Below are 20,038 nucleotides of genomic sequence, written 5' to 3' on the forward strand. Positions count from 1 at the left end.
TGGGCCCGTTTGTCGCGGGCAGCCCGGCCACCGAGTTGGTCTCGGAGGTGCCGGGTGTGGTCGGGGTGCCGCTGATCACCTGCGAGCACCCCGCGACCAGCGCGGTGCACGTGATCACGGCGGTGGTCATGCCGATGATGCCGCCGCGCCGCCGGTTTCCTGCCGATACCGCTACCACTGTTTCCCATCCGTCCGTCGCCGCTGTCGCGTTCCCCGAACGCGTGCCTGGGAGAGCCTATCGGGTGAGGGGAGGCGCAACTGCCGATCGTCGGATTTGCCGGAGCGCGACCGGGTGTCCGCCTGTGCGGTGACCGGGCTAGCCGGTCGCGCTCGGTGCGGCCAGGTTGAGAACGCCCGACGGAACGATCACGGAACTGGAGGCAGATCGATGCGACGTCTGTTCACCGCCGCCCTGCTTGGCGGCCTGGCCCTGCTCGGTGCGGCCAACGCGCACGCGCAGCAGGTCGTCACCGACCAGGAGTGCTACGACGGCGGAGGCGGGGTGGCGGTCGATCTCGCGACCCACATCGCCAAGTGCCACGGCGGCTTCTACGACGGGGCGGTGGTCGACCTCGACGGCTGAGGTCACCCGCAGGACTGCTCGCCGCCGAGCGCCCCGGCGCGGAACGCGGCGATCCGCTCGAACGCCGGTTGGGCGTCGAGCGGCGGATCACCAGCGGTGAGCAGGTACTCCACCGCTTCGTCGAGATCGCCCGGCGAAAGCGACGCGCTGCGGGTGTAGGCGCCGGTCAGGCAGGCCGCGCTGGTGGGCAGCCGCAGCGCGTCGCGGGCGGCTTCGGCGTGGCGCGCGGCGAGCAGGGTGACGACGGCCTGGTCGCCGATGTCGTGGTCGAGGGCGTCGAGCGCGTTCCGGTCGGTGGGCGGGGCCGGAGGCGTCCACCGGCCGCCGCGCCGGGTCACCAGATCGGCGAAGTACGCCTCGATGCTCCTGTCGCCCAACAGCTCGTACACCGGGCGGTTCGGCTCCTCCGGCGCAGCCGCCTCCAGGTCCGGCAGCTGCGTGCACCGGCCCGGCCCCTCGCGATAGCCGTCCTGGAAGGCCCCGACGCGGTCGAACGCGGTCCCGTGCGGGTCCGTCGGCTGGTCGGCGCTGATCGGATCGCGGAAGACGATGAGTGCCCGCATCGCTCCGTCGAGTGCTTCCGGTTCGAAGCGCAGGTGTTCGGACCGGCCGTCGGTGACCCACCGCAGGAACGCGCCCGCGTAGCAGTCGGCCCCAGCCTCCAGGCGGGACTGGTCGTCGGACTCGATGCGGGCCCGCTGCTGCACCGCGTGGCCGAGTTCGTGCGCCAGCACCACGGCGACCGCGGCGTCCCCGTACTTCTCGCGGAGCACCGGCAGCAGCGCGGCGCGGTCCCACGCCACCGCGTCGACGGTCGCGCAGTAATAGGCGTTGCCCTCGACGTCCTTGACATCACCGGAGCACGGCGGCGGCTTGGCCCGCTGGTCGTTGGTGTCGACGGAGAAGAAGCCGCCGTCCAGCGGGCGCCAGGGGCGGCCGAAGGTCTTGGGGAACGCCGACTCCCAGTAGGACTGAGCGTCGGTCACCACCGCGGCGGCGAGGCGGTCGGAGTCGCCCCGGTCGGTGCCGTGCACGAAGGCCGGATCCACGCCCGGCGGCGGCGCGCAGGCGGCCAGGACCGCGAGCGCCGCGGTCAGCATCATGAGCACCGCGGTCGGGGAAGCCAGGTGTCGCCGCACGTCCCCAGCCTCGCATCGCGGGGCGATGTGATCGCGACGGCATCGCCGCACGCCCCGCCGCCTCGCGAGATATGGTCCGCTCCCATGCGAGCCGTCCACCGCTTCACCGTCCGCGCCCACCTCCCGGAGGCGTTGTCCGCGCTGGGCACCCTGGCCACCAACCTCCGCTGGACGTGGCATCCGCCGACGCAGGACCTGTTCGCGTCGGTCGACCCGGAGGTGTGGGCGGCGGTCGGCGGCGACCCGCTGCGGCTGCTGGCCGAGGTCCCGGCCGGGCGGTTGAGCAGGCTCGCAAAGGACGAGGACTTCCTGGCCCGCACCCGCGCGGTCGACGACGACCTGCGCCGCTACCTGACGGTGCCGCGCTGGTACCAGCAGCGGCAGGACGAGGGCGGGCTGCTGCCCGCCTCGGTGGCGTACTTCTCGATGGAGTTCGGGGTCACCGAGGCGCTGCCGAACTACTCGGGCGGTCTGGGCGTGCTCGCGGGCGACCACCTGAAGTCGGCCTCCGACCTCGGGGTGCCGATGATCGGCGTCGGCCTGCTGTACCGGTCCGGCTACTTCCGGCAGGCGCTGTCGAGCGAGGGCTGGCAGGTGGAGCACTACCCGGTGCTCGACCCGCGCGGCCTGCCGCTGGAGATGCTGACCGAGCCGTCCGGCGAGCCGCTGCTGGTCCGGGTCGGGATGCCCGCGGGCCGCACGCTGCGCGCGCGGATCTGGAAAGCGCAGGTCGGCCGGGTACCGCTGCTGCTGCTCGACACGGACCTGCCGGACAACGACGACGACCTGCGCGGCACCACCGACCGCCTGTACGGAGGCGACGCCGACCACCGCATCCGCCAGGAGATCCTGGCCGGGGTCGGCGGCATGCGCGCGGTCCGCGCCTACTGCGCGCTGACCGGGCACCCGCAGCCGGAGGTGTTCCACACCAACGAAGGCCACGCCGGGTTCCTCGGGCTGGAGCGCATCCGCGAGCTGCACCAGGACCACGGGCTGCAGTTCGACGAGGCGGTGGTCGCGGTCCGCGCGGGCACGGTGTTCACCACCCACACCCCGGTGCCCGCCGGTATCGACCGGTTCCCGGTGGACCTGGTGCGCCACTACTTCGGGGAAGGAACGGCCCGCGACCTGGTGCCAGGGGTGCCGACCAACCGGGTCCTCGCGCTGGGGGCCGAGGACAACCCCGGCATGTTCAACATGGCGCACATGGGACTGCGGCTGGCGCAGCGCGCCAACGGCGTCTCGGAGCTGCACGGCGGGGTCAGCCGGAAGATGTTCCGCGGCCTGTGGCCGGGGTTCGGCACCGAGGAGATCCCGATCGGCTCGGTCACCAACGGCGTGCACGGCCCGACCTGGTCGGCCCGCGAACTGGGCAAGCTGCTCGGCGAGTCCGAAATGGACAGCGGTGCCGGGCTGCGCGGGATGGAGCCGGTCAGCGACTCGCTGCTGTGGGAGCTGCGCTGCTCGCTGCGGCAGCGGCTGGTCGACGAGGTCCGCCGCCGCCTGCGCCACGCCTGGCGGCAGCGCGGCGCCTCGGACCTGGAACTGGGCTGGTGCGACTCGGTCTTCGACCCCGACGTGCTCACGATCGGTTTCGCCCGCCGCGTCCCCACCTACAAGCGGGTGACGCTGATGCTGCGCGACACCGAGCGGCTGCGCGCCCTGCTGCTCGACGCGGAACGCCCGGTGCAGGTCGTGGTCGCGGGCAAGTCCCACCCGGCCGACGAGGGCGGGAAGGTGATGATCCAGAAGATCGTCCAGTTCGCCGACCAGGCCGACGTGCGCCACCGCATCGTCTTCCTGCCGGACTACGACATGTCGCTGGCCCGGTACCTGGTGTCGGGCTGCGACGTGTGGCTGAACAACCCGGTCCGCCCGCTGGAGGCGTGCGGCACGTCGGGCATGAAGGCAGCGCTCAACGGCGGCCTGAACCTGTCGGTCCGCGACGGCTGGTGGGACGAGATGTTCGACGGCCACAACGGCTGGGCGATCCCGAACGCGGACGGGGTCACCGACCCGAACCGGCGCGACGACCTGGAGGCCGCGGCGCTGTACGAGCTGATCTCCACGCAGGTCGCGCCGACGTTCTACGAGCGCAACACAGATGGTGTCCCGGGCAAGTGGATGTCGATGGTCCGCCACACCCTCGCGACGCTCGGCCCGCGCGTGCAGTCCTCGCGCATGGTCCGCGAGTACGTCGACCACCACTACGCGCCCGCGGCCCGCTCGGCCAAGGCGGTGGCGACCGCGGACTACCAGGGGGCGAAGGAGATCGCCGACTACCGGGCGCGGCTGTCCGCGGCCTGGACCTGGGTGAAGATCAGCGACACCGAGATGTCGGTCCAGGGCGGGGGGACTCCGCTGCTGGGCGGGCAGGTCGTGGTCCGCGCGCAGGTGGACCTGGCCGGGCTCGATCCGTCCGATGTGGACGTCGAGGTGGTGGTGGGCCGGGTCGACGACTCCGACGTGCTGCACGACTTCGTCCGCGAGTCGATGCACCCGACCGAGGCGGGCGGCTACGAGGCGACCGTGACGCTGCCGCACGCCGGACCGGCCGGGTACACCGTCCGCGTGCTGCCCAAGCACCCGCTGCTGTCCGGCCCGGCGGAGCTGGGCAAGGTCGTGCTCGCGACTTCCTGAGGCTTCGCGGGCGGGGCGGTCGTCGCGGCTGCGGGAGCGGTCGCGGGTGCGTCGGTCGCGGGTGTCTCAGCGGTCGCGGGTGCGTCAGTGGTCGCTGGTGTGGCGGTCCCGGGTGCCTCAGCGGTCGCGGGTGCGGCGGAAGTGGCCGTTTAGCAACTCGATCTTGGGTTGTTTCACGCGAAACTTTGTCACGCCCGGTGGGCGTGCGGACGCGGCTTCGGTGTCGTGCGGTGCGGCTTTGATCATCCACGTTTGCAGGCTGACCGATACGCCCCCGAAGGCCAGCCCTCACAACAGCAGCAGGGTGATCCCGCCGATGGCCGAGCCGCCGAGCAGCGGGAACAGCGCGAGCACGGCGCCGAGGCCGAGGCTGATGCCAAGCACCGTGCGGCGCACGTCGCGTCCGGCGCAGGTCCCGGCGGCGAAGTTGCCGACGATCCCGGCGAGCCCGTAGCCCAGCAGCAGAACACCGGTCAGTCCAGTGTGGACACTCGAAAGGTGCTGGAGCACAGGGCTGACGAAGGTGTAGGCGGCGAAGTGGCCCGTGACGAGGAGGAAGGTGGCGACCGCGCCGGCCACCACCGCGCCGTGGCGCAGCTGCCGGGCGAGTTGGCGGGGGCGGACGGGTTCGCCGGCGGGCAGTGCGGGCAACAGCACCACCAGGGCGACCAGGACCCGCGCCGCCAGCAGAACGGTGAAGTCCGGGGTCAGCACGGAGACCAGGCTGGCCAGCGTCATCAGCGCCATCAGGCTCACCAGGAGGACGCGCCGATCAAGCTTGCCGACGGCGACCGGGATCACCGGCGCGGCGATCGCGGCGACGATGCCCGGCACGGTCACCAGCAGTCCGGTCCTGCCCGCCGAGGTCCCCAGCTGTTCGCTGATCGGGGTCAGCAGGCCGACCGGCAGTTGTTCGGCGGTCACCATGGAGAAGATCCCGACCGCCACCGCGACAACGCCGAACCAGCCCTTCCGCGACGTACTTCCCGCGGCGGTGATTGGCGGGTACGACTACAACGCGGCGTTCTGCCCGCGCTACACACACGCGGCTGAGCGTCGTACGCACGGTCATCCCCGAGTCGCCGGTGCGGATCGAGTACCACCTCAGCGACAAGGGCCGTGACCTGGAGCGAGCGGTTCGTGCGCTCAACGACTGGGCCGACCACTGGCTCGCCGCCGACCCCAGCAAGACGTAGTTGCGAGCGCCCGGGATCGGCCGGGCACGCGAGGGCCCGGGGTTTGGCCACGCAAGGCGCCCGGGTTTGGCCACACGAGCGCCCGGTTTCGGTTCAGGCGATCTGGAGGCGCTCCCGGGTTTCGCGGACGCGCGGCCACCAGGCCGCGTTCTCCTCGGCCCGGGCGAGGGCTTCACGCGCCGCCGCGTTGTCGTGCAGCGCCATTCGCGCGCGGGCGAGCGTCGCGAAGCAGTCCGCGCGGGCCAGCGGCGAGGTGTTGTGGTCGGCACCGACCGCAGCCAGTCGCGCGGCTTCGTCCGCGTCGCCTTCGACCAGGGCGAGCAGCCCGCGCGTGCCACTGAGGTCGAAGGGCGGGAAGCCCAGCTTGATCGCGTCGTCGAGCGCCTTCTTCGCCAGCGGCATGAGGTCGTCGGACGGCAGCTGGCCGGCCTCGACCGCCGCGAACCCCAGTCCCGCCATGCCCGCAAGCGTGTAGGACATCTCGCGCTGCGGGATGTCGGCCGACGAGATGTGCTGGAGCAGCATCATCACCGCCTGCGCGTACTCGCCCCGGGCCTCGTGCATCGACACCTGGCAGGAGACGGCAGCGTTGAGCTCCGGGTGCTCGCCGACCAGCTCGTCGGTGTGCGCCTGCGCGCGGTCGAGATCGCCGTCGCGCAGCGCCTCGTACGCGCGAGCCGCCATCGGACCGGCGCAGAACTCGGTGCGCCGGGGCTCCGGCATCCGCGGCAGCCCGAACAGCAGCCAGCCTGTCGACGTCGCCAGCGGCACGCGCCTCGGCCACAGCTTGTAGAGCATGGTGGCGGTCGCCGCGAGCGCGAACCCGCGACCGAACGGGCCGCCGGCCAGCAGCCACGACGCGGTCACCACCGCGACCCCGGTGAGCGCGGACGTCAGACCGGCCAGCCAGCAGCGCAGGATGACCGGTTTGCGCCACGGCCCGATCTCCGAGCCGATCGTCACCGGCAGCGCGCGAAGCGTGAAGGTGACGCGGCCGATGGTCCACGAACCCAGCGCCCGCATCGCCCCGAGGACGATGTGCCGCACCCGCAGCCCGAAGACCGCGGAGCCGAGCAGCAGCCCGAGCTGGGTCGCCATCGGCAGCAGCACGACCCCGGCCAGAGCGCCCAGCGCCCCGAGTCCGATGCCACCGGCACCGGTGCCCAGGACGGCCTCCACGGCACCGACGACGAGCAACCCCGCGAGGGCGATCACCATCCACGGCCGGACGAACTGACGCAGCTTTCGCACGAGACGGAACCTAGAGGATCGTGCGGTGCGGCGACGGTCGTTCCGACCAGGTGTGACACAACCTTTCGCCGGGGCCGCGCGGTGCGCGCGGCGAGGTGAAGGGTGTGCGGGTGGTACGCGCGCTGGTTCAGCCGAGGGCATCCTCGGGCGGCCCGGGACGTGGCGAGGGCAGCCGGGGGCGCGGCGGCGGTCGGCCGTGGACGCCGCGGGGGTCGGCTGAGGACGCCCGTAACGGTCAGCCGAGATCGCCGCGAAGCCAGCCGAGAACGCCGCCGGGTCAGCCGAGGGCGCCGCGGCGGGCGGCGTCGAGGAAACGCCGCCACTGGGCAGTGCTGAACACCAGGACCGGACCTTCCGGCTGCTTGGAGTCGCGCACCGCCGTCATGGTCGCGGCGAAGCTCACCTCCACGCAGTTTCCGCTGCTGCCGGTGTTGCTCCGGCTGCTCTTGCGCCAGCGGGTTCGGGAGAGATCCACGGACACGGTCCACCCACCTTCTCTCGATCACATGGCATCCATCACCTGCCTGACAACAACCACCGGCTCCACATGGGAGAGCGCGGTGGAACGCAGGTGCGCGAATCTCACCGTACAGTCGCGCCCCTCCGTTTCCTTGGCGGAACGAATAGCTCCGAGGGCGTGTCCAGTCGGATCTCGCAGCCGTTCGTGGCGGCGTGAACGCATCGCGACCTGGTTGTCGATCCATCCGGGACTTCGGCCGGCGTGCGAATCCTCAAAAAGGCAACGGGCGTACGCTTCGGCCTGAAGCACGGAACCGCTTTCCTCGCTCATCGTTGACTCCCTCGTGCTGTTGATCGGTCGGGACTGTCCACGTGGGACTCCAAAACCACATGGGACTCCGGAAACCACGTGGGACTCCGAAAAGCCCCTTGATCACTGCATCGGCCGCAGCCCGAGCCAACTGAACAGCAGTTCGAGGGAATTATTCGATCGGGTGACATGCCGAAAGAACCCCGCTGCCGGCGAAAGCAGCGGGGTTCTCGTGCGGAGTCACGCCGCGACGGCCGTCTCCACCGGCAGTCCGGCGGCCTTCCAGGCCCGGAAACCGCCGATCAGGTCGGTCGCGCGGGTCAGGCCGAGCTCGCGGGCCTGGGCCGCGGCCAGGCTCGACGCGTAGCCCTCGTTGCAGACGATGACCACCGGCTGGTGCGGCCGGATCCCGGCCAGCCGGTGCTGCCCGGACGGGTCGAGCCGCCATTCCAGGACGATCCGCTCGACCGTCAGCGCGCCCGGGATGGCGCCCTCGGCGAGGCGGTTCGACTCCGGGCGGATGTCGATGATCAGGCCGCCTTCCCGTTGCAGCTCGGCGGCCTGCTCCGGGTCGACGCGCTCGAACTTCGCGCGGGACTCGGCCAGCAGGTGCTCGATGCCGAACGGGCCGGTCGTGGGTGAGCTCATCGGGCCTCCTCTGGGCCTTGCGAGGGGACGGGCGGCGCGGCCCGTCAGACCTCTTCGTCGTGGGCGGAGAACCGCTGCGGCGGGATCGGCGGCACGTCCGAGAGGTCCGTGTAGTGGCGCACCGGCAGCAGCGGCGGCGAGTACGCGTGCACGCTCGCCGCGTTCAGCGAACTGACGTTGCGGACCTGGTGGGCGCGCCCGCTGCCGAAACCGATCGCCGAACCCATCTCATGCTGCCGCGTGCGGACCGGTCCCGCCGGATACCGGTAGTCCTCGCGCAGTTCCCCGAACAGCACCGAGAACGAGCCCGACGCGCCGCCGTGGTCGTGCGGCTTGGTGCCCTGGCCCGGGGCCCAGGAAAGCAGCCACAGCTCGACCCCCGAGGTCAGGCCGAGGCGGGCCCACCAGCGCTCGTCGTCGTTGATCTCGACCACGTCGAGCAGCAGGCCGGTCAGCTCCGAGCTGACCAGGGAGGTCAGGTCGCGCAGCTGCTTCGGAGTCCACAGGGGACGGTCGGGGTGGATCAGGTCGCGCAGCAGCCGCACGTCGAGGCGGCTGTGCAGCTCGACCTCGCCCGGAGCCGGCAGCGGCTCGGTGGGCGTGTACTGCGAAATCGGCGCAGAAGTCATGGGCGTCTCCAGAGTTCGTGTCAGACCAGGGGAATCGACGCGACACGAACGACCCACCGGGACGCGGTGGGTGAGTGTGCGAGGGATTCGTTGTGCCGCGCGTGGAGGACCCGGGAACGGGTCAGCGAGAAGGGCGCGTCAACGACACGCGGTGGTGACGACCCTCAGCAGGTCGACCACGCGATCACGTGTGAGCAACGAATCGGACACGCGTCGATCCTGGCACGGGCCGCGGCCGGGTGGCCAGCGCCGATCCGCTCGTCCCGGCATCTGGGCGCGGCTGCGACCGAGATCACCCGGGCGGGCGAAACCCCGACGCCGGGCCCGGGCGTCGAGACGGAAGAATGGCCGCTGGAGGGGCCCGCCCGCGCAACCCGCGGCGGTCCGCATCGACGACAGCGCGAATCGACGGCAGTGCGAGCCGCACGGCTGGGAGGTAGACGTGGACGACCTGGTCATCCGGTTGGATGGCGTCGGTGTCAGGCGGGGGAGCACCACGCTGGTGTCCGACGTGAACTGGTCGGTCGAACTCGATGAGCGGTGGGTCGTGCTCGGCCCGAACGGGGCCGGGAAGACGACCCTGCTCCGGCTGGCGGGCGCCGAACTGCACCCGACCACGGGCGACGTCGACGTGCTCGGGGAGCGGATGGGCCGCACCAACGTGTTCGAGCTGCGTCCGCGGATCGGGCTGTGCTCGGCGGCCCTGGCCGCGCGGGTGCCGGGCGAGGAGCGGGTGCGCGACGTCGTGGTCAGCGCGGGCTGGTCGGTGATCGGCCGCTGGCGCGAGGAGTACGACGAGATGGACACCGACCGCGCCGACGAGCTGCTGGACCTGCTCGGGATGGCCGATCTCGCCGACCGCGAGTTCGGCACGCTGTCGGAGGGCGAGCGCAAGCGGACGCTCATCGCCCGCGCCCTGATGACCGACCCCGAGCTGCTGCTGCTCGACGAGCCCGCGGCGGGCCTGGACCTGGGCGGCCGGGAGGACCTGGTGGCCCGCCTCTCGGCGCTGGCGATGGACCCGGACGCTCCGGCGTCGGTGCTGGTCACGCACCACGTCGAGGAGATCCCGCCGGGCTTCACCCACGGGCTGCTGCTCCGCGACGGCGCGGTGGTCGCGCAGGGCCTGCTGGACGACGTGCTGACCGAGGACAACCTGTCGAAGACCTTCGACCAGGACCTCGAACTCACCCGCAACGGCGACCGCTTCTTCGCGCGCAGGCGCTGAACGCCAGCCGCCGCCGCTGAGATGCAGAACACGGGCGTTTCGGTTGGCGCGACCCTGACGGTTCGGCCGGCCTCGCGATAACCTGCCGCGCAAGCGGCATTTCGACGAGGAGGTTGCGGCGTGGGCGAGTTCGTCAGGCTTGAGGTGGAAGGCGCGATCGGCACGATCCGGCTGGACCGGCCGCCGATGAACGCGCTGAACCGGCAGATCGAGCGGGAACTGCACGACGTCGCGATCGAGGCCACCCAGCGCGCCGACGTCCGCGCCGTGATCGTCTACGGCGGCGAGAAGGTCTTCGCCGCCGGGGCCGACATCAAGGAGATGGCCGAGATGTCCTACGGGGACATGGCGGCCAAGGAGGAGCACGGGCTGTCCGCCGCGATGAGCGCGGTCGCGGCGATCCCGAAACCGACGGTCGCCGCGCTCACCGGCTACGCGCTCGGCGGCGGCTTCGAGCTGGCGCTGACCTGCGACCGCCGGATCGCGGGCGACAACGTCAAGGTCGGCCAGCCCGAGATCCTGCTCGGCGTGATCCCCGGCGCGGGCGGCACGCAGCGGCTGGCCCGCCTGATCGGCCCGAGCAAGGCCAAGGACGTCGTCTACTCCGGACGGTTCGTCGACGCCCAGGAGGCGCTGGCGCTGGGCATGGTCGACGAGGTCGTCGCGCCCGACGACGTCTACGCCGCGGCGCTGCGCTGGGCCGAGCAGTTCGCCAACGGTCCCGCCCGCGCGCTGGCCGCGGCCAAGGCCGCCATCGACGGCGGTCTGGACGTCGACCTGGACAGCGGCCTGAAGCTGGAGACCCACCTGTTCGCAGGCACCTTCGCCACCGAGGACCAGAAGATCGGGATGCGCTCGTTCATCGAGAACGGCCCCGGCAAGGCCGAGTTCACCGGCAAGTAGTCCACCCGAACCGACAGGAACCATCGTGACCCGTGACCCGGCCCCCAACCCGCACGCGACCGAAGAGCAGGTGCAGGCGGCGTACCAGGACCCCAAGCTCGCCAACGTCCTCTACCACGACTGGGAAGCCGACACCTACGACGAGAAGTGGTCCATCTCCTACGACCAGCGCTGCATCGACTACGCGGTGGACCGGTTCCGGGTCGCGACCGGTGGCACCGGCCCGTACCCGACCGCCCTGGAGCTGGGCTGCGGGACCGGGTTCTTCCTGCTGAACCTGATGCAGGGCGGGGTGATCGAGCGCGGTTCGGTCACCGACCTGTCGCCGGGCATGGTCGAGGTCGCCAAGCGCAACGCGAAGTCGCTGGGCCTGGACGTCGACGGCCGGGTCAGCGACGCCGAGCGGATCCCCTACGACGACAACAGCTTCGACATCGTGGTGGGGCACGCGGTGCTGCACCACATCCCGGACGTCCCGGCCGCGATGCGCGAGGTGCTGCGGGTGCTCAAGCCGGGCGGGCGGTTCGTCTTCGCCGGTGACCCGACCCGCGTCGGCGACCTCTACGCGCGCAAGCTCGGGCAGCTGACCTGGTGGCTGACCACCAACGTCACCAAGCTCAGCCCGCTGTCGGCGTGGCGGCGCCCGCAGGAGGAGCTCGACGAGTCCTCGCGGGCCGCGGCGCTGGAGGCGGTCGTCGACCTGCACACCTTCGACCCGGCGAAGCTGGAGGGCATGGCGCTTGGCGCGGGCGCGGTCGACGTGCGCGCGGTGACCGAGGAGTTCTCCGCCGCGCTGTTCGGCTGGCCGGTGCGGACTTTCGAGGCCGCGGTGCCCAGGGAAAAGCTCGGTTTCGGCTGGGGCATGTTCGCCTACCGCACCTGGCAGCGGCTGGCGAAGTTCGACCAGGACGTGCTGTCGAAGGTGCTGCCGCGTGACCTGTTCTACAACGTGCTGGTCACGGGCTCGAAGCCGGCGGACCCGGAGCGCCTGTAGTTGGGGTACGCCTTCGACCTCGACGACGTCGGCTTCCTGCGGTCGGCCGAGGGCGGTGCGGCGGTGGCCGAGCTCTCGCGGCTGCCGCTGACCGCGTCGTCGCGGCTGGCCGACGTCGCCGCCGCGCGCAGGCTCGTCGGCGAGCGCTTCGCCGCGGCGGCGCTGGAAACCGCCGTGCTGCGGCGCAAGGCGGAGTCCAAGCTGGACGATCCGTCGGGGTGGCTGTTCACCGCCGACGCGCTCCAGCAGGCGACCGCGAGCGCGGTGGGCCGCCACCGCGCGGGCAGGCTGGCCGGGCGGGACGTGCACGACGTGACCTGCTCGATCGGCGCGGACCTGCACGAGATCGCGCGGGTCGCCGGGCGTTGCGTCGGCTCGGACCTCGACCCGGTGCGGCTCGCGATGGCGCAGCACAACCTCGGTGGCCGCGTGGGCCTGGTGCGCGCGGACGCGCTGCGGCCGGTGACCAGGGACGCGGTGGTCGTGGCCGACCCGGCGCGCCGGGACGACAGCGGCAGGCGCCGCTGGAACCCGGCCGACCTGGTGCCGCGGCTGGATCTGCTGCTCGACGTCTACGCGGGCCGGGACCTGGTGGTCAAGTGCGCTCCCGGGCTGGACTTCGACCTGGTGCCCGAGGACGCCGAGGTCGAGGTCGTGTCGCTGGCCGGGCAGGTGCGGGAGGCGTCGCTGTGGCTCGGCGGGCTCGCCGGTGCGGTGCGGCGGCGGGCGACCGTGCTGAGCAGGCAGGAGACGATCACCGACGCCGACCCGGACGACTGCCCGGTCCGCGAGGTCGGGCGGTGGATCGTCGACCCGGACGGGGCGGTGGTGCGCGCCGGGCTGGTGCGGCACTACGCCGCGCGGCACGGCCTCGGGCAGCTCGACCACCGCATCGCGTACCTGACCGGAGACGAGCCGCCGTCCGGGATCCGCGCGTTCCAGGTGGTCGATCACGGCCACTACAGCGAGAAAGCCCTGCGTGCGCTGCTTCGCGAGCACGAGGTCGGGCGGCTGGAGATCCTGGTGCGCGGCATGGACGTCGATCCCGACGCGCTGCGCAAGCGGCTCAAGCCGAAGGGCGGGCAGGAGGCGACGGTCGTGCTGACCCGCATCGGGGACGCGCCGACGATGATCCTCACCCGGGCCGTGCGGACCTGACTTCCCAGTATTGTCCCGTCGTTGCCGGACCGCGGGAGGACGCCTCATGACTGCACCACGGATCAGCACGTTGATGTGGCCGATGGAATCCTGGCCCGGAGCGGGGAAGGCGTGGCAGCGGGCCGAGGAACTCGGATTCGACACCGCCTGGGTTTTCGACCACGTCTCGTGGCGCGGCATCACGCCCTGGCACGACGGGTACGCCACGCTCACCGCCGCGGCGGTCGTGACCTCCCGCATCCGGCTCGGGACCCTGGTCACGTCGCCCAATTTCCGGCATCCGGTGCCCACCGCGACCGCGGTCAGGACCATCGACGACATCAGCGGCGGGCGACTGACCCTGGGCATCGGGGCCGGCAGCCCGCGTTCGGACGCCGGGGTTCTCGGAGGCCCCGAGTGGTCGCCGCGCGAGCGCGCCGACCGGTTCGCGGAGTGGACCGACTTGCTGGACCGGTTGTTGCGCGGCCCCGAGACGACCTACGAGGGCACCTATTACTCGGCGCGGGAGATGGTCACCTCTCCCGGTTGCGTGCAGAAGCCGAGGGTTCCGTTCGGGATCGCGGCCACCGGGCGGCGCGGGACAAGGCTCGCCGCCAGGCACGGGGCCATGTGGATCACTGTCGGCGGCGACGAGCAGACCGTCCGGAAGCAGCTCGGGCTCCTCGACGAGGCATGCGCGGCGGAGGGCCGTGATCCGGCTGGCATCAGGCGCATGCTGTTTCCCAGGGTCGGCGACGAGCCGTGGCGCGAATCGGTGGAGTCCTTCCGGGACCTGGCAGGCCGCTACGCGGAAATGGGGATCACCGACGTGACGTTGCACTGGCCGCGTCCGGACAGCGAGTGGGACATGGACATGGCGGTGTTCGAGGCCATCGCGGCCGAGCAACCCTGACCGCCGAGGGCCGCGCGGCACTGCATAGGCTTCGGCGCCATGTGGACATGGCTGCGCGCGTGGATGCGTCCTGATCCGCGTCAGGCCAGGTTCCTGACCGCGGACACGCTGCGCTGGGTGCTGCGCAACCGCGCGTTCACGCCCTGGTACCTGCTCCGCTACTGGCGGTTGCTGAAGCTGCGGGTGACGCAGCCGCACATCGTGCTGCGCGGGATGGTGTTCCTGGGGCGCGACGTCGAGGTCACCTGCCGGCCCGGGTTCGGCCGGATGGAGATCGGCCGCTGGACCCACATCGGCGACGGCACCGCGCTGCGCTGCCACGAGGGTTCGGTGCGGATCGGGGACAAGGTCGTCTTCGGCCAGGACAACACCGTGAACTGCTGGCTCGACGTCGAGATCGGCGCGTCGACGCTGGTCGCCGACTGGATCTACCTCTGCGACTTCGACCACGTCACCACCGACGTCGGCACGCCGATCAAGGACCAGGGCATCGTCAAGACGCCGGTCCGGATCGGGCCGGACTGCTGGCTGGGGGCGAAGGTGACGGTGCTGCGCGGGACCCGCGTCGGGCGCGGTTCGGTGCTCGGGGCCAACGCGGTGGTGCGCGGGGAGATCCCGGACTACTCGATCGCCGTCGGGTCGCCCGCGCGCGTCGTCCGGCGCCGGGTGTGAGGACCGCGAAAACCGGAGGCGACCACCGCCGCGCGTTACCTATCCTGGACGGAGTATGGGCACGTCACCTGTGAGTTCACCCCTCGCCGACCTGCGCTCCCGGTTGCCGGAGCTGATGCTGCACGACCAGCGCAGGCTGCGCAGGCGCATCGAGGGCGCCCGCAAGATCCGGGACGCGGGCGCGCTGGAGTCGGTGGTCGCCGAGATCGGCTCCGAGGTCGCGGCAGCCGAGCAGCGGATCGAGCGGCGCAGGGCCGCCGTGCCGGAGATCGGCTACCCCGAGCAGCTGCCGGTCAGCCAGCGGCGGGACGACCTGCTGGCCGCGATCCGGGACAACCAGGTCGTGATCGTGGCTGGCGAGACCGGTTCGGGCAAGACGACCCAGATCCCCAAGATGTGCCTCGAACTCGGGCGCGGCGTGCAGGGCATGATCGGCCACACCCAGCCGCGCAGGCTCGCCGCCCGGACGGTGGCCGAGCGGGTCGCCGAGGAGCTGGGCACCGAGCTCGGCGAGGCCATCGGCTACCAGGTCCGGTTCACCGAGCGGGCCGGGCAGGACACGCTGGTCAAGCTGATGACCGACGGCATCCTGCTGGCCGAGATCCAGCAGGACCGGCTGCTGCGCCGCTACGACACGCTGATCATCGACGAGGCCCACGAGCGCAGCCTCAACATCGACTTCATCCTCGGCTACCTCAAGCAGCTGCTGCCGCGCCGCCCCGACCTGAAGGTGATCATCACCTCGGCCACGATCGACCCGGAGCGGTTCTCCCGGCACTTCGACGACGCCCCGGTGGTCGAGGTCTCCGGCCGCACCTACCCGGTCGAGGTCCGGTACCGGCCGCTGGTCGACGACTCCGGGGAGGAGGACGTCGAGCGCGACCAGGTCCAGGCGATCTGCGACGCGGTGGACGAGCTCTCCGCCGAAGGTCCCGGGGACATCCTGGTGTTCCTCAGCGGCGAGCGGGAGATCCGCGACACCGCCGAGGCGTTGCAGGCGCAGAACCTGCGCAACACCGAGATCCTCCCGCTGTACGCGCGGCTTTCCGCCGCCGAGCAGCACCGCGCGTTCCAACCGCACGCGGGCAGGCGGATCGTGCTCGCCACGAACGTCGCCGAGACGTCGCTGACGGTGCCGGGCATCAAGTACGTGATCGACCCGGGCACCGCGCGCATCTCCCGCTACAGCTTCCGCACCAAGGTGCAGCGGCTGCCGATCGAGCCGGTGTCGCAGGCGTCGGCGAACCAGCGCAAGGGCCGCTGCGGCCGGGTGTCGGAGGGCATCTGCGTCCGGCTGTACTCCGAGCAGGACTTCGAGGCGCGGCCGGAGTTCACCGATCCGGAGATCCTGCGCACCAACCTCGCGTCGGTCATCCTGCAGATGATCTCGCTGGGGCTGGGCGACATCGAGTCGTTCCCGTTCGTCGAACCGCCGGACCGCAGGCAGGTCACCGACGGCGTCAACCTGCTGCACGAGCTCGGCGCGATCGACCCGGCGCAGAAGGACGTGCACAAGCGGCTGACCCACACCGGCCGCCGGATCGCGCAGCTGCCGATCGATCCGCGGCTGGCGCGGATGGTGCTGGAGGCCGAGCGCAACGGCTGCGTGCGGGAGACGCTGGTGATCGCCTCCGCGCTGTCCATCCAGGACCCGCGCGAGCGGCCGAGCGACCAGCAGCAGGCGGCGGGGGACAAGCACGCGCGGTTCACCGACAAGGAATCGGACTTCCTGTCCTACCTGAACCTGTGGCGCTACCTGCGCGAGCAGCAGAAGGAGCTGTCCGGCAACCAGTTCCGCAAGCTGTGCAAGGCGGAGTTCCTCAACTACCTGCGGGTCCGCGAGTGGCAGGACCTCTACGCGCAGCTGCGGCAGCTGACCAGGCAGATGGACATCACGCTCAACAGCAACGACGCGGATCCGGTGCGGATCCACCAGTCGCTGCTTTCCGGCCTGCTCTCGCACATCGGCCTCAAGGACACCGAGAAGCAGAACCGCGGCGGCGAGTACCTGGGCGCGCGCAACGCGAAGTTCGCGGTGTTCCCCGGATCGGCGCTGTTCAAGAAGCCGCCGCGGTGGGTGATGGCCGCCGAGCTGGTGGAGACTTCGCGGCTGTGGGCCAGGATCGCGGCCAAGGTCGAGCCGGACTGGATCGAGAAGCTGGCCCAGCACCTGGTCAAGCGCAACTACAGCGAACCGCACTGGGAGAAGGACCGGGCCGCGGTGGTGGCCATGGAGCGGGTCACGCTCTACGGGGTTCCGCTGGTGGCGGGGCGCAAGGTCCAGTACGGGCGGATCGAGCCGGAGCTGTGCCGGGAGCTGTTCATCCGGCACGCGCTGGTCGAGGGCGACTGGGACACCCGGCACGAGTTCTTCCACGCCAACCGCGCGCTGCTGGACGAGGTCGAGGACCTCGAACAGCGGGCGCGGCGGCGCGACATCCTGGTCGACGACGAGACGCTGTTCGACTTCTACGACAAGCGGGTCGGCGCCGAGGTCGTGTCCGGGCGGCACTTCGACTCCTGGTGGAAGAAGGTGCGCCGGGAGCAGCCGGACCTGCTCAACTTCGAGAAGTCGATGCTGATCAACCAGGACTCGGCGGCGGTCAGCGACACCGACTACCCCGACACCTGGCAGCAGGGCGGCCACCGGCTGCCGCTGACCTACCAGTTCGAGCCGGGCGCCGACGCCGACGGCGTCACCGCGCACATCCCGCTGGCGGTGCTCAACCAGATCACCCCGGAGGGCTTCGACCGCCAGATCCCCGGTCTGCGCGAGGAACTGGTGACGGCCCTGATCAAGTCGCTGCCGAAGTCGTTGCGGCGCAACTTCGTCCCGGTGCCCGACCACGCGCGGGCGGCGCTGGCGCGGATGAGCGCGGACGGCGACCTGCTGGAGGCGCTGGGCGCGGAACTGCGCCGGATGACCGGGGTCACCGTGCCGCGCGAGTCGTGGGACCTCGACTCGGTTCCGGACCACCTGAAGATGACGTTCCGGGTGGTGGACGGCAAGGGCCGCAAGCTGGCCGAGTCCAAGGACCTGGAGTCGCTGAAGCAGCGCCTGAAACCCAAGCTGCGGGCGGAGATCTCCAGGGCCGCCGACGACGTCGAGAAGCGCGGCCTGCGCAGCTGGGACTTCGGGAAGCTGCCGCGGACCTTCGAGAAGCAGCGCTCCGGCCACGCGGTCAAGGCGTACCCGGCGCTGGTCGACGAGGGCGACAGCGTGGCCGTGCGCATGTTCGACACCGAGCGGGAGCAGCGCGAGGCGCTGTGGCGCGGCACCCGCCGGTTGCTGCTGCTGAACCTGCCGTCACCGCTGAAGTCCCTCCAGCGCGGCATGACCGGAACGACCCGGCTGGTCTTCGGCGCCAGCCCGCACGGCGACGTCGCCGGGGTGCTGGAGGACTGCCTGAGCTGCGCGGTGGACAAGCTGATCGCCGACCACGGCGGGCCGGTGTGGGAGGAGTCCGCCTTCGCCGCGCTGGAGGCGAAGGTGCGCTCGCAGCTGGGCAGCGCGACCGCCGACACGGTGGCCAAGGTCGAGCGGGTGCTCGCGGCGGCGCAGCAGGTCGACGCGCTGCTGGCGGACCGGGCGCGGACGATCCCGGCCGAGGCGATGGCCGACATCAAGGAACAGCTCTCCGGGCTGCTCTACCCGGGTTTCGTCACCGACACCGGCTGGTCGCGGCTGCCGGACCTCACCCGCTACCTGCGGGCGGTCGAGCAGCGGGTGGACAAGCTCCAGTTCCACCCGCAGCGCGACCGCGACTGGATGTACCAGGTCGACGAGGTGCAGGAGCGGTACCGCGACCTGGTGGACGCGGTGCCGGAGTCCCGCCCGGTGCCCGAGGATCTGCAACGGGTCGGCTGGATGATCGAGGAGCTGCGGGTGAGCCTGTTCGCGCAGACCCTCGGCACCCCGCACCCGGTTTCGGTCAAGCGCATCAACCGCGCCATGGACAAGCTCGGTCAGCCGTAGTCCAGGGCGGCGGAAAGCCGTTGCGGGGCAAGGGAAAGCGGGTCTGCGGGTGCCTACTCGCCCCGGCCGAGGACGTTGCCGGTGGCGATCTTCGGCCGCGCCAGCGGCGGGTGCTCGCCGCACTCCGCAGCGGCGTAGACGGCAGCGGTGTCGGAAGCGATGCGCTCCCAGTTGAAGTCACTGCCCAGGCGCGCCCGTGCGGCTTCGGCGCGCTGCGCCGCCGCCCGCGGGTCGCGCAGCACCGCGTCGACGGCGTCGGCGAGCCCTTCGACGTCCCCTGGCGCGAAGGCGAGACCGGTCCGTCCATCGTGGACGATCTCGCCGAGGCCGCCCGCGGTGGAGGCGACCAGCGGAGCGCCCGCCGCCGCGGCTTCCAGCGCGACGATGCCGAACGGCTCGTACCTGCTGGGCAGCACCACGGCGTCGGCGGTCGACAGCAACGATTGCAGCTCCGGGTCGGGCAGGTGGCCGACGAAGCGGGCCACGTCGGACACGCCGTGCTCGGCGGCCTGCTCGACCAGCCAGTCCTGGTGGGTGCCGCAGCCCGCGATGGCCACCGTCGTGCCGGGGTGGCGCTCGCGGATGCGCGGCAGCGCGGCCAGCAGGTCCTGGACGCCCTTCTCCCACTCCAGCCTGCCGAAGTACAGCAGCAGCGGTGCGCCGCCGCTGCCGCGAGCGGCGGCGCCGGTGGCCCGCGCCTGCCAGGTGTCCGCCTCGATCCCGTTGTGCAGCACGGTGATCGACTCCGGTTCGACCTCGAAGAGCTCGGCCGCTTCGGCGCGCATCGCGGCCGAGCAGGTGATCAGCGCGTCCGCCCGGTTGGCCAGCCACCATTCCACCGAGTGGATCTGCTGGCTGTGGGTGTGCGAGAGCCAGCCGCTGTGCCTGCCCGCCTCGGTCGCGTGGATGGTCGCCACCAGCGGCACCTCGGCGGCTTCGGCCAGCGCGATCGCGGGGTGGGTGACCAGCCAGTCGTGGGCGTGCACGACGTCGGGGCGCCAGTCGCGCAGCAGCCGGTGCCCGGCGCGGGCCATGGCGTGGCCCATCGCCAGCGTCCAGGCGACCAGGTCGCGCTCGAAGGTCAGGTGCGGCGGGTCCTCGGCGACGCGGACCAGCCGGACGCCGTCGACGACGGTGTCGCTGGCCGGGTGCGTCTCCGGATCGGTTCCGGCGGGCTGGCGGCACAGCACGACCACCTCGTGGCCCTGCCCGGCCAGCGTGCGGGCCAGCGCGTGGACGTGGCGGCCGAGCCCGCCGACCACCACCGGCGGGTATTCCCAGGACAGCATCAACACGCGCATAGGAGGCGAATCCTTCCAACGGCTCCGGTCGAGGTTACCGCCCGGTACGTTTTCGACGG

The 20,038-nt window shown here is 71.6% G+C and carries 18 protein-coding genes; 10 read left to right on the forward strand and 8 right to left on the reverse strand.

Features of this window, described 5'->3' with window-relative positions; translation table 11 throughout:
- The first annotated feature begins 388 nt into the window (after positions 1 to 388).
- A complete protein-coding gene (locus ABD691_RS05155) occupies positions 389 to 583 on the forward strand; it encodes a hypothetical protein (protein WP_344678238.1) in 195 nt (64 codons plus the stop codon).
- 2 nt (positions 584 to 585) lie between these two features.
- Here the strand turns inward: ABD691_RS05155 and ABD691_RS05160 are convergent, their stop codons facing one another.
- Positions 586 to 1,722 carry a neutral zinc metallopeptidase gene (locus ABD691_RS05160; RefSeq protein ID WP_344678239.1) on the reverse strand — a complete coding sequence of 379 codons (1,137 nt, stop codon included), beginning with the start codon at positions 1,720 to 1,722 and terminating at the stop codon, positions 586 to 588.
- A gap of 84 nt (positions 1,723 to 1,806) precedes the next feature.
- Between ABD691_RS05160 and glgP the strand changes: the two genes are divergently transcribed.
- On the forward strand, positions 1,807 to 4,362 hold the full coding sequence (gene glgP / locus ABD691_RS05165; RefSeq protein ID WP_344678240.1) for an alpha-glucan family phosphorylase: 2,556 nt from the start codon (positions 1,807 to 1,809) through the stop codon (positions 4,360 to 4,362).
- A gap of 288 nt (positions 4,363 to 4,650) precedes the next feature.
- Here the strand turns inward: glgP and ABD691_RS05170 are convergent, their stop codons facing one another.
- Positions 4,651 to 5,310 carry an MFS transporter gene (locus ABD691_RS05170; protein ID WP_344678241.1) on the reverse strand — a complete coding sequence of 220 codons (660 nt, stop codon included), beginning with the start codon at positions 5,308 to 5,310 and terminating at the stop codon, positions 4,651 to 4,653.
- 137 nt (positions 5,311 to 5,447) lie between these two features.
- Between ABD691_RS05170 and ABD691_RS05175 the strand changes: the two genes are divergently transcribed.
- Complete coding sequence (locus tag ABD691_RS05175; RefSeq protein ID WP_344678242.1) at positions 5,448 to 5,558, forward strand: winged helix-turn-helix transcriptional regulator; 111 nt, start codon at positions 5,448 to 5,450, stop codon at positions 5,556 to 5,558.
- 93 nt (positions 5,559 to 5,651) lie between these two features.
- Here ABD691_RS05175 and ABD691_RS05180 read toward each other — a convergent pair whose 3' ends face one another.
- The 5 genes from ABD691_RS05180 to ABD691_RS05200 form a co-directional block, all read right to left on the reverse strand.
- Complete coding sequence (locus ABD691_RS05180; protein WP_344678243.1) at positions 5,652 to 6,809, reverse strand: hypothetical protein; 1,158 nt, start codon at positions 6,807 to 6,809, stop codon at positions 5,652 to 5,654.
- 277 nt (positions 6,810 to 7,086) lie between these two features.
- Positions 7,087 to 7,290, reverse strand: a complete 204-nt coding sequence (locus ABD691_RS05185) for a DUF397 domain-containing protein (RefSeq protein WP_425564976.1) — start codon at positions 7,288 to 7,290, stop codon at positions 7,087 to 7,089.
- A gap of 21 nt (positions 7,291 to 7,311) precedes the next feature.
- The gene (locus ABD691_RS05190; protein WP_344678244.1) at positions 7,312 to 7,599 is read right to left on the reverse strand and encodes a Scr1 family TA system antitoxin-like transcriptional regulator; all 288 of its coding nucleotides are present in this window, start codon (positions 7,597 to 7,599) and stop codon (positions 7,312 to 7,314) included.
- Between the two features lie 219 nt (positions 7,600 to 7,818).
- A complete protein-coding gene (locus ABD691_RS05195) occupies positions 7,819 to 8,226 on the reverse strand; it encodes a rhodanese-like domain-containing protein (RefSeq protein WP_344678245.1) in 408 nt (135 codons plus the stop codon).
- A gap of 44 nt (positions 8,227 to 8,270) precedes the next feature.
- The gene (locus ABD691_RS05200) at positions 8,271 to 8,855 is read right to left on the reverse strand and encodes a cysteine dioxygenase (protein WP_344678246.1); all 585 of its coding nucleotides are present in this window, start codon (positions 8,853 to 8,855) and stop codon (positions 8,271 to 8,273) included.
- On the opposite strand from ABD691_RS05200, the gene ABD691_RS33675 reads away from it, so the two are divergent.
- The 7 genes from ABD691_RS33675 to hrpA all read left to right on the forward strand — a co-directional run bounded on the left by ABD691_RS33675 (position 8,854) and on the right by hrpA (position 18,678).
- A complete protein-coding gene (locus ABD691_RS33675; RefSeq protein WP_425564977.1) occupies positions 8,854 to 10,083 on the forward strand; it encodes an ABC transporter ATP-binding protein in 1,230 nt (409 codons plus the stop codon). The two genes, ABD691_RS05200 and ABD691_RS33675, sit on opposite strands and share 2 nt — an antisense overlap.
- Positions 10,084 to 10,203: 120 nt before the next feature.
- Positions 10,204 to 10,986, forward strand: a complete 783-nt coding sequence (locus ABD691_RS05210) for an enoyl-CoA hydratase/isomerase family protein (protein ID WP_344678248.1) — start codon at positions 10,204 to 10,206, stop codon at positions 10,984 to 10,986.
- 25 nt (positions 10,987 to 11,011) lie between these two features.
- On the forward strand, positions 11,012 to 11,980 hold the full coding sequence (locus ABD691_RS05215) for a class I SAM-dependent methyltransferase (protein WP_344678249.1): 969 nt from the start codon (positions 11,012 to 11,014) through the stop codon (positions 11,978 to 11,980).
- Positions 11,981 to 13,138 carry a THUMP-like domain-containing protein gene (locus tag ABD691_RS05220; RefSeq protein ID WP_344678250.1) on the forward strand — a complete coding sequence of 386 codons (1,158 nt, stop codon included), beginning with the start codon at positions 11,981 to 11,983 and terminating at the stop codon, positions 13,136 to 13,138.
- A 46-nt stretch (positions 13,139 to 13,184) separates the two neighbouring features.
- Entirely contained in the window at positions 13,185 to 14,030 is an 846-nt protein-coding gene (locus ABD691_RS05225; protein WP_344678251.1) for an LLM class flavin-dependent oxidoreductase, read from the forward strand.
- A gap of 39 nt (positions 14,031 to 14,069) precedes the next feature.
- On the forward strand, positions 14,070 to 14,702 hold the full coding sequence (locus tag ABD691_RS05230; RefSeq protein ID WP_344678252.1) for an acyltransferase: 633 nt from the start codon (positions 14,070 to 14,072) through the stop codon (positions 14,700 to 14,702).
- A 55-nt stretch (positions 14,703 to 14,757) separates the two neighbouring features.
- On the forward strand, positions 14,758 to 18,678 hold the full coding sequence (gene hrpA / locus ABD691_RS05235) for an ATP-dependent RNA helicase HrpA (RefSeq protein ID WP_344678254.1): 3,921 nt from the start codon (positions 14,758 to 14,760) through the stop codon (positions 18,676 to 18,678).
- Positions 18,679 to 18,731: 53 nt separating this feature from the next.
- On the opposite strand, the gene ABD691_RS05240 is transcribed toward hrpA, so the two are convergent.
- Positions 18,732 to 19,979: a glycosyltransferase family 4 protein gene (locus ABD691_RS05240; protein WP_344678255.1), complete on the reverse strand. Its 1,248-nt coding sequence runs from the start codon at positions 19,977 to 19,979 to the stop codon at positions 18,732 to 18,734.
- Positions 19,980 to 20,038 lie beyond the last annotated feature (59 nt).

Source organism: Saccharopolyspora taberi (assembly GCF_039534165.1).
Taxonomy (GTDB): Bacteria; Actinomycetota; Actinomycetes; order Mycobacteriales; family Pseudonocardiaceae; genus Saccharopolyspora_D; species Saccharopolyspora_D taberi.

Excerpts from the sequence above, each read along its gene's own strand:
- ABD691_RS05155 (WP_344678238.1), top strand. The coding sequence starts at position 389 with ATGCGACGTCTGTTCACCGCCGCCCTGCTTGGCGGCCTGGCCCTGCTC.
- ABD691_RS05195 (WP_344678245.1), bottom strand. The coding sequence starts at position 8,226 with ATGAGCTCACCCACGACCGGCCCGTTCGGCATCGAGCACCTGCTGGCC.
- ABD691_RS05190 (WP_344678244.1), bottom strand. The coding sequence starts at position 7,599 with ATGAGCGAGGAAAGCGGTTCCGTGCTTCAGGCCGAAGCGTACGCCCGT.
- glgP (WP_344678240.1), top strand. The coding sequence starts at position 1,807 with ATGCGAGCCGTCCACCGCTTCACCGTCCGCGCCCACCTCCCGGAGGCG.
- ABD691_RS05200 (WP_344678246.1), bottom strand. The coding sequence starts at position 8,855 with ATGACTTCTGCGCCGATTTCGCAGTACACGCCCACCGAGCCGCTGCCG.
- hrpA (WP_344678254.1), top strand. The coding sequence starts at position 14,758 with ATGGGCACGTCACCTGTGAGTTCACCCCTCGCCGACCTGCGCTCCCGG.
- ABD691_RS05240 (WP_344678255.1), bottom strand. The coding sequence starts at position 19,979 with ATGCGCGTGTTGATGCTGTCCTGGGAATACCCGCCGGTGGTGGTCGGC.
- ABD691_RS05230 (WP_344678252.1), top strand. The coding sequence starts at position 14,070 with ATGTGGACATGGCTGCGCGCGTGGATGCGTCCTGATCCGCGTCAGGCC.
- ABD691_RS33675 (WP_425564977.1), top strand. The coding sequence starts at position 8,854 with ATGGGCGTCTCCAGAGTTCGTGTCAGACCAGGGGAATCGACGCGACAC.
- ABD691_RS05225 (WP_344678251.1), top strand. The coding sequence starts at position 13,185 with ATGACTGCACCACGGATCAGCACGTTGATGTGGCCGATGGAATCCTGG.